Below are 15,257 nucleotides of genomic sequence, written 5' to 3'. Positions count from 1 at the left end.
AAACTATAACACACCTTTATATAAGTTTCAAGATGACTCTATTGGACAGAAATATTACGTTTTAATGACAGATGAAGGTCAGAAAGCTGCGCCTCGCTAACTTCACCCGGAGCATCTGTTAATAAACAGCTTGCACTAGCAGTTTTTGGAAACGCAATCGTATCTCTTAAATTGGTTCTGCCTGCTAAAAGCATGATGAGTCTGTCTAGCCCAAGAGCAATTCCACCATGAGGAGGAGTTCCGTATTCAAAAGCTTCAAGCAAGAAACCGAACTGAGCTTTCGCTTCCTCTGGAGTAAATCCTAAAATACTGAACATTTTTTCCTGAACATCTCTTTCGAAAATACGCAGAGATCCTCCCCCAAGCTCATAGCCATTCAGGACAAGATCATACGCCTGTGCTCGAACAAGAGCTGGATTTTCGTCTAATAAGTGAAGGTCTTCTCTAACTGGCATAGTAAATGGATGGTGAGCCGCATAATAACGCCCATCTGCCTCATCATACTCAAGTAATGGCCAATCGGTAATCCATAAGAAGTTGAATTTGCTTTGATCGATTAATTCAAGCTCTTTCCCAAGTTTTAATCGAAGGGCACCTAATGCATCAGCCACCACACTCTTTTTATCAGCTACAAAAAGAAGTAAGTCTCCCGTTTCAATTGACAACGCAGACTTTAAAGCCGTCTGTTCTTCTTCGGTAATAAATTTGGAGATTGGTCCTTTTAGACCTTCCTCTTCCGATTTTAACCAAGCCAAACCTTTTGCTCCATAGACAGCTACAAATTCAGTTAATGCATCGATATCTTTACGAGAATACTTGGTCGCAGCCTGCTTCACATTAATAGCCTTTACTTGGCCGCCTGATGAAACCGCACCTGCAAAAACCTTAAAGCTAGAATTCTTAACGATTTCTGAAAGATCCACTAGCTCCATGCCAAAACGAGTGTCTGGCTTATCGGATCCAAAACGTGCCATCGCCTCTTGATATGGCATACGGGCAAACGGCGTTTCCACTTGCAATCCCTTTACCTTTGACATCATTTCACTCATCATATCTTCCATCAGGGAAATAATATCATCTTGGCTCATAAAGCTCGTTTCAATATCTATTTGAGTAAATTCAGGCTGCCTGTCTGCACGAAGGTCTTCATCACGGAAGCATCTTGCAATTTGATAATACCTTTCAAAACCACCCACCATAAGAAGTTGTTTAAATATTTGCGGTGATTGCGGTAAGGCGTAAAACTCACCTGGATGGACACGACTAGGTACTAAATAATCACGTGCACCCTCTGGTGTACTTTTAGTTAGAATTGGAGTTTCTACATCTAAGAACCCTTCTCGATCAAGGAAGTTACGAATAATTTGCGTTACTTGATGACGCATTTTAAATGTCTCAAACATAGCAGGTCTTCTAAGATCCAAGTATCGATATTTCAAGCGAACATCCTCGGATACATCCGTTTGGTCTGCAATTGTAAATGGAGGTGTTTTTGCCTCGTTAATAATAGTAACCTGCTTTGCTTGTATTTCAATTCGACCTGTTTGCAGGTTTTCATTTATCGTACCAGCTTCTCTGGCAATAACTGTCCCAACTATATCCACAACGTATTCATTTCGAATTTTTTCTGCTAGAGCTAGAGCTTCTGGTGAAACCTCTGGATTAAACACCACTTGGATAATTCCAGTACGGTCACGCAAGTCGATAAAAATTAATCCACCCAAATCGCGACGTCTTTGCACCCATCCCTTTAACGTAATACTTTCTCCTATATGCTGTTCTGTTACCTCTCCACAAAAATACGTTCTACCGTACATGTTCCTATCTCCCTTTTTTATAAATTGCTGAAAATTCTTCAATAAATGTATCTAACGGTACTTCAATTTGATTTCCACTTTCCATGTCCTTCACGCTGATTTTATTCGCTTGAAGTTCATCGTCTCCGAGTACTGCTACATACTTGGCTTGTAAGCGATCCGCTGTCTTCAACTGAGCTTTGATTTTTCGATCGAGATAATCTCGTTCCGCAGAATAACCTGCTTTACGCAGCTCATGTAAAAGCTTTACTGTATAGTCCTTGGCTGCATCACCTAATGAAGCGAGAAAACAATCAATTCCCTGTGTCACTGGAAGTTCAATTCCTTCAGCATGAAGTGCTGCCAAACAGCGTTCAATACTAAGTGCAAAGCCAATACCTGGAGTTTCTGGTCCACCACTTTCTTCTACAAGCCCATTGTAACGTCCTCCGCCACAAAGAGTCGTAATGGCTCCAAACCCTTCAGCATCACTCATAATTTCAAAAGCCGTTTGATTGTAGTAGTCTAGCCCCCTTACAAGATTGGGATCGACTTCAAAATCAATTCCTAGGTCAGTTAAATATTGTTGAACTTTATCAAAATATTTTTTAGAATCATCATTTAAATATTGTAGGATGGATGGTGCTGAAGACATAAGCTCATGGTCACGATCCTTCTTACAATCAAGAATTCGAAGAGGATTTTTTTCTAATCTTGATTTACAATCGCCACAAAACTCATCAATTCTTGGTGAAAAATGATTGATTAAAGCTTCTCTGTGAGCGTTTCTACTTTCCTTGTCACCAAGACTATTGATTATTAGCTTTAGCTTTTTCAGACCTAATGATTGATAAATACTCATTGCAAGAGCAATTACCTCTGCATCAATAGCGGGATCTGCACTGCCAAGAGCTTCCACACCAAACTGGACAAATTGGCGATATCTCCCCGCCTGTGGTCTTTCATAACGGAACATCGGCCCCATGTAAAAAAGTTTCACTGGCTGGTTAGCGTAACCAAACATTTTATGTTCGACAAAAGATCGTACCGCAGCTGCTGTTCCCTCTGGACGTAGAGTTAAACTTCTTCCTCCACGGTCCTCAAACGTATACATTTCCTTCTGAACAATATCCGTTGTATCGCCTACACCCTTCGTAAAAACTTCTGTATGTTCAAAGATCGGTGTACGAATCTCTTTATATTGAAATCTCTCGCATAAATCTCTAGCAACCGTTTCAATAAATTGCCATTTTTCAACTTCTCCTGGGAGAATATCTTGTGTTCCTCTTGGTAGCTTTAACGCCATTTGGAACCCCTCCTAGCTATCTTTTTTATGTAAAGGCTCTTTTCTTAAACTTTGTTGCTTTTGGAACATTATTTTAATGATTGTGCCAAGTTTCCGCAGAAAATAGCATAATTTTAATAAGAAAAGAGCCTGCAAACTAAATTCTTAAGCGTAAAATAACTATTTCTACGTTAAAATCGGCTTTAAGATTTTAACAACAATCTTTACGAAAAAGCCTATTGTAAATATAATCGTAAGAATGCAAAAAACTCCCGTCCCTTGTACTATTACATACAAGGGACGAGAGTTAATATCCCGTGGTGCCACCCTAATTGAAGCAACTCAGGAACAAGCCACTTCCACTTTTACAGTTAACGCCTGTCAACGTTCCTCTCCTACTAAATCATATGATTGTTCGAAGCGAAGCCTACGGAGTGTTCTTTCATTAAGCCACAATGCGGAAATGCTTTCAGCCTATCGACATTTCCTCTCTTTTCACGTGGGAGTTTAACTACTTTGCTCCATCAAACGGTTATTCGTCTTTTAATATTAGTTTATATATTACGTTCGAGTATTCAGAATGTCAAGATATATTACAAAACTTACGATCTCTCTAATCTTTTTTTCAGCTTTTTCACATCTCGAATCGATAGACCAAACTCACTTGCTAACTCTACCATATTTGAGTTTTTTTCTTTTTGGATAAAATCATGAAAATCGACCCCAAAAATTTGGTTATCTCCATCATGTGTAGAAAACGCCTTATCACTATATCTCATATGTTATCACCCCGTCTATTGTATCCCCTATAGTTTGTCCCTTTTTTAGAAAAAGTTTCAGCTAATTAACATTGTTTATTAATTTATAGGGAAAAATTACTCGCATCGTATTAACATATGTAAATTCTTCCTTTATTATAGAGGTTGGTACTTAAAACTTATACATCAATACCCTTACTTACCATTTATCAGGGAGGGAGATTCACACTTGTACAAAAATAAATACATATTGTTTTTTCTGACGTTTCTTCTTTTATGCAGTCCATTCCCCATCAAACCTGACTCAGCATTTGCTGAAGGATCAACTGTTGAAATTACAACTGACACGTTAAATGTAAGAGAGGGACCAGGACTTAGTTATAAAGTCATTGAGGTGGTGAAACGAGGGGACCGTTTTTCTGTGATAGAGGAAAAATCGGATTGGATTCAAGTATCCTTAAATTCCTCTGGGAAAAAGGGATGGGTAGCCGCTTGGCTTGTTAAAAAACATTCTGCAAATGAAGTTTCGTCGTCAAAGAGTGGAATCGTAACAGCGAATCAACTCCGTGTTCGTTCAGGTCCTAGCACCTCTTATAAGGTAGTAACAACTTTATCTCAAGGGGCTACCGTCACGATTATCAAAACAGAATCAAACTGGCATCAAATTAAAACCTCTAGTGTAACAGGATGGGTAGCAGCGGAATTTATCCAGGATATAAAATCTGATACAGGAGGCTCAAGCAGTAGTCAACAGACTGGAAAGGTAACTGCAAACAATCTAAATGTTCGTTCTACCGCTTCCACATCAGGTAATATCCTTGGAAAGCTTCAAAAGGGTAGCACTGTTTCGATCCTAAGTGTGGAAAACAGTTGGGTAAAAATACAATATAATGGACAAACTGCTTGGGTTAGTAAAGAGTTTGTAGAAATTAGCTCTACTTCTTCTCAACCTTCCGTTCCCAATCAAACAAACACGAATTCTTCTAGTGGGTTGATTGGGACGATTACGGCAACTACTCTGAATGTTCGAAGCACAGGTTCCTTAAGTGGCAAAATCGTAGGAACGGTTTCAAAAGGACAAGCATTTGAAATTTTAGCTGAAGAAAATAATTGGGCAAAAATTAAGTTAAAAAACGGTCAATTCGGTTGGGTTGCTAGTTGGTATCTTTCCAAGGAACAGTCTTCAACAACTACTAAGGTGGATGTTGATGAAAATAGTACTGTAACGATCCTTTATAACGGAACAAACATCAGAAAGTCTGCCACAACAAACAGTTCAGTCATTAGTAGAGCAAATGCCGGTGAAACCTTTACCGTTCTTTCTGTGCAAAATGACTGGTACGAAATTCAGTTGAAAAATGGATCAAAGGGATTTGTAGCGGGATGGCTAGTAACAGTAAGTGGAGCCTCTCAGCAAATTGAGAGACCTGGTGCAGAACAATACTTAAAAAATAAAGTTATTGTTATTGACCCTGGTCATGGTGGTCGAGATACAGGAGCTACTGGTATTAAAGGCAGCTATGAAAAGAACTTAACGTTGAAAACCGCTCAACTATTGTACGATAAACTAAAAACTGCAGGAGCAAACGTAGTTATGACTCGAAATACGGATTCGTATTTATCATTAAGCTCTCGTGTTGGTATGTCACATACACATGCGGCTGATGCGTTTGTTTCGATCCATTTTGATAGCATCCTCGACTCCTCGGTTCGAGGGATGACCTCTTATTATTATCATAACTATCAGCAAAGTTTAGCTACTACTGTAGGCAAAGAGGTTGCTAGTTTCACAAAGCTGAAAGATCGTGGTGTTCGCTACGGTGATTATCATGTGTTAAGAGAAAATAAACGTGCTTCTGTACTTCTAGAATTAGGCTATTTAAGTAATTCTGCTGAAGAAACATTGGTCAATTCGGGGAGCTATCAAGCAAATGCAGCAACTGGAATTTACCAAGGTTTGGCAAAATACTTTAAATAAGAAAAGCGCAAGCGCCTTGGTAAGCTCCGACAGGCATAAGACGAAGAACGAAAGAGGTCCTGACCTCTGTAGGGCTTTGGCTTATGACCCCGAGGAGCTAGGCGCTGGAGCTAGACACTGTTCAAAGTTCAAAAACTTATACTTTCTTATCTTATAAAAAAAGCGAGTTCAATTGAACTCGCTTTTTACTTGCTCTCAATGATCAGTGTTACCGGGCCGTCGTTAATAAGAGCTACATCCATCATTGCTCCAAATTGACCTGTTTCAACCTTTACACCTTGATCCCGTAACAATTGATTAAATTGATTGTATATCACACTAGCATGATCTGGATGGGCAGCCTCCATGAAGTTAGGTCTTCTCCCTTTGCGACAATCACCGTATAAGGTGAACTGAGAGATTGACAAAATTTCTCCTTCCACTTGAGACAAGGATAAATTCATTTTCCCTTCCTGATCCTCAAACACACGAAGATTGACGATTTTCTCTGCAACGTACTTTGCATCCTCCGTTGTGTCACTGTGAGTAATACCGACAAGAAGAACGAATCCTTTTGTAATTTCCCCTATCGTTTTACCGTCTACTGTCACGCTAGCTTCTTTGCTTCTTTGAACAACCACTCTCATAAGAGTAAACTCCTTAACTTTCTAATTCATTACTCTGCGAACAGAATATATATCAGGAATTTGCTTAATACGTTCCACGACCTTTTGTAAATGACTTACATTATTGATAGCAATAGACATATTGATTGTTGCCATCTTATTTCGATCTGACTTTCCGGAAACCGCTGATATGTTCGTTTTCGTTTCATTCACAGCCTGTAGGACCTCATTTAATAAACCGCGTCGGTCGTACCCACTGATTTCAATGTCCACGTTATATTCCTTTTTATTATTTAATCCTGTTTCCCATTCAACCGGTATCAGTCTAGCCTTTGCATCCTCAGTATCGATGTTTGAACAATCCGCACGATGGACAGAGACACCGCGACCTTTCGTTATGAAGCCAACAATCTCGTCTCCTGGAACAGGACTGCAACATCTAGAAAGTCGGATAAGAAGATTATCTATTCCCGTAACCCTCACACCTGATTCCCTCTTTTTCGTCGAAGGGAATGACTTTAATTCTGACACTGCATTTGAAATTGTGCTAACTTGTTCAAGATCTCGCTTCTTTCTCCATTTCTCAGTCAAACGATTGGCTACTTGAAGAGCAGTGATCCCGTTATATCCAACAGCCGCATACAAGTCATCCTCATGGAAAAAGTTAAACTTCTCACTTACTCTTTTCACATTTTCAGGTGTTAAGATTTCCTTCACATCAAAATCCATGCTTCTGATTTCTTTCTCAACCTGCTCGCGACCTTTTTCAACGTTTTCATCCTTACGTTGCTTCTTAAAGAATTGACGAATTTTATTTTTGGCTTGTGATGTTTGAGCTAACTTTAACCAGTCTTGACTAGGACCGTATGAATGTTTTGAAGTTAAAATCTCGATGATATCCCCTGTTTTTAACTTGTAGTCAAGGGTCACCATCTTACCGTTTACCTTTGCGCCAATTGTTTTATTACCGATTTCCGAGTGGATACGATAAGCAAAATCAATAGGTACAGAACCAGACGGTAGCTCAAATACATCACCTTTTGGTGTGAACACAAACACCATATCGGAAAATAAATCAATTTTTAAGGATTCCATAAACTCTTCAGCATTTGCTGTATCATCTTGGAATTCTAATATCTCTCTAAACCATGTTAATTTTTCTTCAAGAGAGGAGCCTTCGTTAACTGATTTTCCTTCTTTATATGCCCAATGTGCAGCAATCCCAAATTCAGCAATCTCATGCATATCAAATGTACGAATCTGAACCTCTAATGGATCACCTTTAGGTCCAATAACGGTCGTATGAAGAGATTGATACATATTTGGTTTCGGCATGGCAATATAATCTTTGAATCGTCCAGGCATTGGCTTCCAGCAAGTATGAATGATTCCTAACACCGCATAACAATCTTTTATCGAATTTACGACGATTCTTATTGCAAGCAAATCATATATTTCGTTAAACTGCTTGTTTTGAATCGCCATTTTTCGATAAATGCTATAAATATGTTTGGGACGCCCTGAGATTTCTGCTTTGATCGAAACTTCATCCAGGCTAACTCGCATTTCCTTAATAACATCGTCTAAGTATTGCTCACGTTCTGCACGCTTTTTCTTCATCAAATTTACAATACGGTAATACTGCTGTGGATTTAAGTAACGTAGTGCTGTATCTTCAAGTTCCCATTTAATTTTAGAAATCCCTAGACGATGTGCTAATGGTGCGAAAATTTCTAACGTTTCATTTGAAATACGTCTTTGCTTTTCGACTGGCAAATGCTTTAACGTACGCATATTATGGAGCCGGTCAGCTAATTTAATTAAGATGACCCGAATGTCTTGGGCCATTGCTACGAACATTTTTCGATGATTTTCTGCCTGCTGCTCTTCATGAGATTTATACTTAATCTTCCCGAGTTTTGTAACACCGTCGACAAGCATGGCAACTTCTTCACCAAATTCTTTTGCTAGATCTTCAATTGTTACATCTGTATCTTCAACGACGTCATGAAGAAAACCCGAAGCAACCGTAGCTGGGTCCATTTCCAAGTCAGCCAATATTCCTGCAACTTGGATGGGATGAATAATGTACGGTTCACCGGATTTACGATATTGTTCACGATGAGCATGCTTTGCGAATTCATATGCCTTTTTCACATATGCAGCATTTTCATCATTTAAATATTTTTTCGTTCGGTCGATGACTTGTTCGGCGGTCAACACTTGATCATTCGCCATATAATCACCTTTAACTTTCTATGTTACCCCATGAATGTGAGGATTATTTTTTTTATTAAAAATAAAAGTAATATTGTTACTATTATCGAAAAAAAAACTCGATATGTAAAGGGAAAGCCTGTTATTTTTCTGGGAGAATTAAAAATAATGTCGAATCATGTCATTTTCGATCCAAATATATGAAAAAAAGCGCAACAATTGCTGCGCTTTTTTGTCTATTTTAGTATTCCATTAAAGTTAAAATATCATATCCATCTAATTTGTTTCTTCCATCTAAATATGTTAACTCAATTAAGAAGGCAATTCCTGCAACAACTCCACCTAATTGCTCTACAAGTTTAATCGTTGCATCAATCGTTCCACCTGTTGCCAGCAAATCATCCGTGATTAATACACGTTGTCCTGGTTTAATTGCATCCTTATGGATCGTTAACACGTCACTACCATACTCAAGACCGTAGTTTACTTTCACTGTTTCTCTTGGTAGTTTTCCTTCTTTTCTAACCGGAGCGAATCCTACCCCTAGAGAATATGCCACTGGGCATCCGATAATAAAACCACGTGCTTCTGGACCTACGACGATATCAATATTTCTTTCTTTTGCATAATCTACAATACGATCGGTTGCGTAACGATACGCGTCACCGTTATCCATTAATGTTGTAATATCTTTAAACTTAATCCCTGGCTTTGGCCAATCTTCTACAATCGTTACATATTTCTTTAAATCCATTACTTTACTTCCTCCTCAATTTCCACCGAGCCTCGAATACACTCATCCAACCAGGAGTGAAGTACCTGATAGGAGGAATATAATAATTCTTGTTCAAGCGCTAAATCTTCTTGTTTTTTCTGATATGTTTTAGAGCTCGTTAGATCTCGTTTATGACTGCTAGTGTTAAGTGTAATAAATCCATTGTTTATTTTAACAAAATCTAGTTCAAAAAACACCTGTGACATAAAATCAATTGTTTCTCTTGACCAGCCACGGTATTTAGCTAACTCATCACCGTATTTTTTCAAATCAAAAGGTGCCTTTTTTGATAAAAACGCATAATACCATTTGAAATGATCCCGTGTTGGGATCGTACTGAAAAAGTCACTTGCCTCTTTGTAAAAATGGGCATAAATTCTAGCAGGTTTCTTTCCATTCAGTAATGATGTCAACAATTCCTTCGATGTTGGCAGATCATATAAAACTACATACTGATCATCAATATCCATATTTCTAGCTTGCTCAACCGTTTCAATAAGATGTAACCGATCCGAAAGTGCCTGTTTTATTTTCTCTGAAATCTGGTTATTAAAGCTAATCCACTTGCTAGTAGGAACCATTTCCTTCAGCTTACCAACCTGCTTTATTCCACGATAATCAAATAATTGCCATTCATTTATGGCCAGATCATGTAAAAAGATTTGGGGCTTCCTTATATTATTCCATTCATTTATAGACAATTCACCTACGACTGAGAGCTTCGATTGTGGCGATATATGATCTACCTTTTCACCTAAATGAAAACCGATTCCGTCAAGGATGGCGCCTTCATGTTCTAGTGTTAGTTTTAAATGACTTTGATTGGCACCGATTTTCTTAATTTGCGATATATTCGCATCTCTTAACAAAATCTTTGGTTTTTTATTGCTTGTCCCGAACGGTGCAAGAAGTTGTAGCTCTTCTAAAGCATTTAGTTGTACATCTTTAATCGACATTTCTAAATCAACTACCGTGATTGGGATGAAATCTTCCTCAGACAATTGATTTACTGCCAGCTCATTTAATCTTGATCTTAATTCATCCACATCCTCAAGTTTTAGCGTCATACCTGCCGCCATAGGATGTCCACCAAAATGAGGTAGAATCTCTCTGCATGTGGATAGATTCTTAAATAAATCAAATCCTTCAATGCTTCTAGCCGAGCCTTTAGCAATACCTTTCTCCCGATCAAAGCTTAAAACAATCGTAGGACGGTAAAATGCTTCTACTAATCTAGATGCAACAATCCCAACTACTCCTGCATTCCAGCCTTCTTGTCCAACGATAATAACAGAATTATCTTCAATAGGATAGAAATCATTTACTTGTTGAATCGCTTCATCTGCAATGCTCGATACAATGCGTTGTCGTTCCTTATTGTACGAATCGATTTCCTCTGCGAGCATTTCCGCTTCATCCACGTCTTCGGATAAAAGCAAGTGTACAGCTGGATCCGCTGAGTCTAACCGACCTACTGCATTGATTCGAGGTCCTATCGTAAAACCAATCGTTTCCTCATCTATGGTTTGTTGTTCGATTCCAGCTTGTTTACAAAGGGCCTTGATCCCTGTTCTACTACTGCTTCTTATCTTTTTTAACCCTCTTTTTACTAAATAGCGATTCTCATCAACCAAAGGGACAAGGTCAGCAATCGTTCCAATCGCTACAAACTCAAGTAAATGCTCAGGAAGTTGTCCTAGTAAGGCCTGGGAAAGCTTAAACGCCACTCCTACCCCAGCTAACTCCTTGAAAGGGTATGTACTTCCCGGTAGCTTTGGATGAATAATTGCTAATGCTTCAGGGAGGATTGGACCTGGTTCATGATGGTCGGTAATAATCAAGTCGACACCAAGACTTTTTAAGACACTTGCCTCATGTACAGCTGAAATACCTGTATCCACAGTAATTATTAGTTTCACTCCACTTTCGTGAGCATGACGAAAAGCGGGTTCGTTTGGACCGTACCCTTCTGTAAAACGATTCGGAATATAAAAATCGACAATTGCACCTAGTTCCTTTAATGTAAGCATCATGACAGATGTACTCGTTACACCATCGGCATCGTAATCACCAAAAATTAAAATCGGTTCTTGGTTTTCAATTGCTTGATGAATTCTATTAACCGCAATGTCCATCCCCGTTAATAGATATGGGTCATGGCATTGTTCTTCATGTTCATACAAAAATTTTTTAGCTAGAGATGCTGTATTTAATCCTCTTCGTACAAGCAAAGAAGCTACAAGAGGAGATATCTTCAATTCGCTACAAAGCTCTTTCACATCGTCTTCACTTTTATGCTGTTGAACACTCCAGCGTGATTTTGGCTTTAACATTCCTTCACCCCTTAGCTTTTCTATTATACCCTGAGGCTGTCTACTGTTCAATGGAATGGTTTCCCCAGTTAGCAAATAAAAAAGCCCGCTTCTAAGCAGACTCTTCATTAATCATAAGTAATGTCACTATTATCCGGATTGTAAGGGTTGATATGTACAAACACATTTTCAACATGTCTTTCTTCCATTAGCTTTTGCTTTACCTTTTTCCCTACTCGGTGCCCTTCCTCGACTGTTATATAGGGATCGACAGATATTTTCAAATCGATAATCACATAGTGACCGTGTTCCCTTGCGTGTAGTTCATCAATTTTTTTGACCTCTGGTATGCTTTCAACAATCTTTCGAAGCTCTATGGTATCCTCTTCATGTAAAACATGATCAAGAGCATTGTGAATCGATTCACTCCCCAGTTTCCATGCTAATTTTAATATAAGAATGGATACGAATAACCCAGCTACAGGATCTGCATACACGAGCCAGCCGATAGCAAGCTTTTCCCCTAAAATCGCGCAGCCAATCCCCACTAACGCTGCTAAAGACGAATACACATCTGACCTGTGATCATAAGCAGTTACAATTAAGGCATCACTGTTTAACTTCTTCCCCATCGAGAAGGTATAACGGTACATAGTCTCTTTAATGGCAATTGATACAATCACCGCCACAAGAGCAATTAGTTTAGGGGCTTCAATCGGTTGGAAAAACGCTTGAAAGGAAGATTTTCCAATCTCAAATCCAACTAAAACCAATAAAACAGCCACAATAATGGCAGCAATCGACTCCGCCTTGCCATGTCCATATGGATGATCTTCATCTGGTGGCTGTTTAGCAGCACGCAGTCCAATAAAAACGGCTAAAGAGCCCGCTACATCTGAAGCCGAATTAACAGCGTCAGCAACTAAAGCCCGACTGTTTGCATACACACCAATTACCCATTTCAAGACAGCTAAAATTAAATTCCCGATAATCCCTATGATTGCTACAAATTCCGCTTTTTTAAATCGCTCTTGATTTTCCAATACTTAACTCTCCTTCAACCCATTCACTACCAATTAGTCTAACCAAAAAATCCTATTCAAAAAGAGAAACCACAGAGAAATATTCCCTGTGGTTCTAGAATTAAACCTGCGGCTCGTCTGTTCTTTCTCTTTTTACTTTTTCAGTAATCAGAACTCCCTTTTGCTTAAGTTCTTTTGCTTTCATCACTAGCCATAGTTGAGCAGCGATAAAAATAGAGGAATATACACCAACAACTAATCCAATTAGCAATGCTAATGAGAAGTTAAGAATGGAGGAACTTCCGAATAGCAGTAAAGCAACAACAGCAATAACTACGGTTAGGACCGTATTTACTGATCTTCCTAATGTTTGACGTAAACTACTATTTACAACATCAGCAAGTTCTTCATAAGTTTTAATTCTCTTTTTCTTAGCCAAGTTTTCTCTCATTCGGTCAAATGTTACGATTGTGTCATTGATTGAGTAACCGACAATAGTTAAGACGGCTGCAATAAATGTCAAATCTACCTCTAGTCTTGTAAAACTAAACAAAACAATAATGAAGAAAACATCATGTAAGAGGGCGACAATTGCAGCAAGAGCCATTCTCCACTCAAAACGAATCGACACATAGAGAATAATTCCAATGGATGCTATGGCTACAGCAATCATTGCATTTTTAGCTAACTCTTTTCCAACCACTGGGGAAACCGTGCTGATATTCGGTTCTGAACCGTACAATTCTTTAAAATGAGCTTTAAGCTCAGCAATTTCTTCTTTTGGTAATACGCCTAAAAAGCGAACCACAGCAACGTCACTATTGTCTCCAGACATGACAATATTTTCAGCTTCAAGATCAAATTTTGCAAACTCATCCTTTAACTGTTCGGTTTCAATTGGCTTATCGGACGGTACTTCCACCCTCGTTCCACTTGCAAAGTCAATTCCTAGATTTAGCTTAAACAAGATAAGAACGACCAGCCCTACTGAGAATAAAACACCTGAAATGGTAAAGATGATTTTATGATTTTTCACAAAATCCCATCGATCGAATCTGGTAGGTAAATCGATGGCATCGTAACCTTCAGAAATATCTTTCATATCTTTCTTTCTTACACCAAGCCAAGTAGGACGTTGATCTAAGAAACCACTTTTTACCCACAGACCAAGCAATAGACGTGATGCGAAAACAGCAGTAAGGAAGCTTCCTAATATCGAGATAATTAACATCGTTGCAAACCCTTTAACAGAGCTTGTACCATAGGCAAATAATACTCCAGCGGCAATAATGGTTGTTATGTTCGAGTCAAAAATAGTCCAAAACGCACCTTTACTTCCCACTTCATACGCCGACTTAACCGTTCTTCCAACCTTTAGTTCTTCTTTAATTCTTTCATACGTAATGATGTTGGCATCTACAGCCATACCTACCCCGAGGATTAGAGCTGCTATTCCTGGTAAAGTTAACACTCCATTCATCCAATCAAAGATCAGTAGAATCAGGTAAATATAAAGAGAGAGTGTAATAACAGCAATAAATCCAGGGAAACGATAATAGACGAGCATGAACAAGAAGATGACACTAATTCCTACGATTCCGGCAAACACCGTTTCATTTAATGCTTCTTCCCCGAATTGAGCACCAACAGAAGTTGAATACACTTCGGTAAGCTTAACTGGCAGTGCTCCTGCATTTAACAAGGAAGCTAACGTCTTTGCTTCTTCTAATTCAAAATCCCCTACAATGGAAACCGTATCTTGATTAAACACTTGATTTACATTTGGATTGGACAGAAATTTTGGTTCTTCCTTGGCAAGTTCTGCTTGGTAGGAATCTTTCCCTTCTTCAAAATCTAGCCAGATAATTAATTGATTCTGGGGAGCCATTCCAACGATTTCTTGTGTCACTTCTCGAAATTTATCAGCACTCTTTAACTGTAATGAGATGCTAGGTTTGTTGTTTTCATCAAAGGTTTGCTTCGCACCACCCTCAACTAAATCAGTACCATCCATCATGATTTCATCACTAGCATTTCGGAACGTTAAATTCGCTTCTGTGGAGAGAATTTCACGTGCTTTAGTCTGGTCAGATACACCGGCAAGCTGAACACGAATCCGATTATCACCTTCAATTTGAATAATCGGCTCACTTACCCCTAGCACGTTAATTCGATTATCTAACGCCTCTACCGTACTATTTAAAACTTCTTGGTCAATTTCTTGGCCTTTTTTAGCAGGTTCCACTTCGTAGAGGACTTCAAATCCTCCTTGAAGGTCCAAACCTAGTTTAATATTTTTTAAAATACTATTCGTAGTTGTCCCAATTGTACTTGCAAAAAGAAGCAGCAATAACAAAAAGGCCACAATTCTACTGCGTTTGACCATTATGTATAAATCCTCCTTAAAATGTAACCCAGGCAAGGTAACACCATGCTACCTGCTTGTATTTTTTATTCTAATATTATGAAACAGTTAGGAAATAGTGTCAATTTATGGACGAGTATGTAC

Annotated in this window: 10 protein-coding genes and 1 other annotated feature; of the genes, 1 reads left to right on the top strand and 9 read right to left on the bottom strand. The window is 38.7% G+C overall.

Annotated elements, in window-relative coordinates; genetic code table 11:
• Positions 1–38: 38 nt before the first annotated feature.
• The 3 genes from aspS to ACRX5O_RS01535 form a co-directional block, all read right to left on the bottom strand.
• Entirely contained in the window at positions 39–1,817 is a 1,779-nt protein-coding gene (gene aspS, locus ACRX5O_RS01545) for an aspartate--tRNA ligase (RefSeq protein WP_433904327.1), read from the bottom strand.
• A gap of 4 nt (positions 1,818–1,821) precedes the next feature.
• Entirely contained in the window at positions 1,822–3,102 is a 1,281-nt protein-coding gene (hisS, locus tag ACRX5O_RS01540) for a histidine--tRNA ligase (protein WP_433904326.1), read from the bottom strand.
• A 272-nt stretch (positions 3,103–3,374) separates the two neighbouring features.
• Positions 3,375–3,619, bottom strand: a binding site (T-box leader).
• 64 nt (positions 3,620–3,683) lie between these two features.
• On the bottom strand, positions 3,684–3,860 hold the full coding sequence (locus ACRX5O_RS01535; protein ID WP_162927792.1) for a hypothetical protein: 177 nt from the start codon (positions 3,858–3,860) through the stop codon (positions 3,684–3,686).
• A 208-nt stretch (positions 3,861–4,068) separates the two neighbouring features.
• On the opposite strand from ACRX5O_RS01535, the gene ACRX5O_RS01530 reads away from it, so the two are divergent.
• On the top strand, positions 4,069–5,817 hold the full coding sequence (locus ACRX5O_RS01530) for an N-acetylmuramoyl-L-alanine amidase family protein (protein WP_433904325.1): 1,749 nt from the start codon (positions 4,069–4,071) through the stop codon (positions 5,815–5,817).
• A 185-nt stretch (positions 5,818–6,002) separates the two neighbouring features.
• Here the strand turns inward: ACRX5O_RS01530 and dtd are convergent, their stop codons facing one another.
• From dtd to secDF, 6 genes are all read right to left on the bottom strand, one after another.
• Positions 6,003–6,443, bottom strand: a complete 441-nt coding sequence (gene dtd / locus ACRX5O_RS01525; RefSeq protein ID WP_433904324.1) for a D-aminoacyl-tRNA deacylase — start codon at positions 6,441–6,443, stop codon at positions 6,003–6,005.
• A 21-nt stretch (positions 6,444–6,464) separates the two neighbouring features.
• A complete protein-coding gene (locus ACRX5O_RS01520; RefSeq protein WP_433904323.1) occupies positions 6,465–8,660 on the bottom strand; it encodes a RelA/SpoT family protein in 2,196 nt (731 codons plus the stop codon).
• A gap of 220 nt (positions 8,661–8,880) precedes the next feature.
• Entirely contained in the window at positions 8,881–9,393 is a 513-nt protein-coding gene (locus ACRX5O_RS01515; RefSeq protein ID WP_119709239.1) for an adenine phosphoribosyltransferase, read from the bottom strand.
• Positions 9,393–11,747: a single-stranded-DNA-specific exonuclease RecJ gene (gene recJ / locus ACRX5O_RS01510; protein WP_433904322.1), complete on the bottom strand. Its 2,355-nt coding sequence runs from the start codon at positions 11,745–11,747 to the stop codon at positions 9,393–9,395. Before recJ ends, ACRX5O_RS01515 begins: the two co-directional genes overlap by 1 nt.
• Before the next feature lie 107 nt (positions 11,748–11,854).
• Positions 11,855–12,769: a cation diffusion facilitator family transporter gene (locus tag ACRX5O_RS01505; protein ID WP_119709241.1), complete on the bottom strand. Its 915-nt coding sequence runs from the start codon at positions 12,767–12,769 to the stop codon at positions 11,855–11,857.
• Between the two features lie 100 nt (positions 12,770–12,869).
• The gene (secDF, locus tag ACRX5O_RS01500) at positions 12,870–15,134 is read right to left on the bottom strand and encodes a protein translocase subunit SecDF (protein WP_433904321.1); all 2,265 of its coding nucleotides are present in this window, start codon (positions 15,132–15,134) and stop codon (positions 12,870–12,872) included.
• Positions 15,135–15,257: the final 123 nt, after the last annotated feature.

It is taken from the genome of Robertmurraya mesotrionivorans (assembly GCF_050971805.1).
Taxonomy (GTDB): domain Bacteria; phylum Bacillota; class Bacilli; order Bacillales; family Cytobacillaceae; genus Robertmurraya_A.
This window is presented reverse-complemented; position numbering and strand designations above follow the sequence as displayed.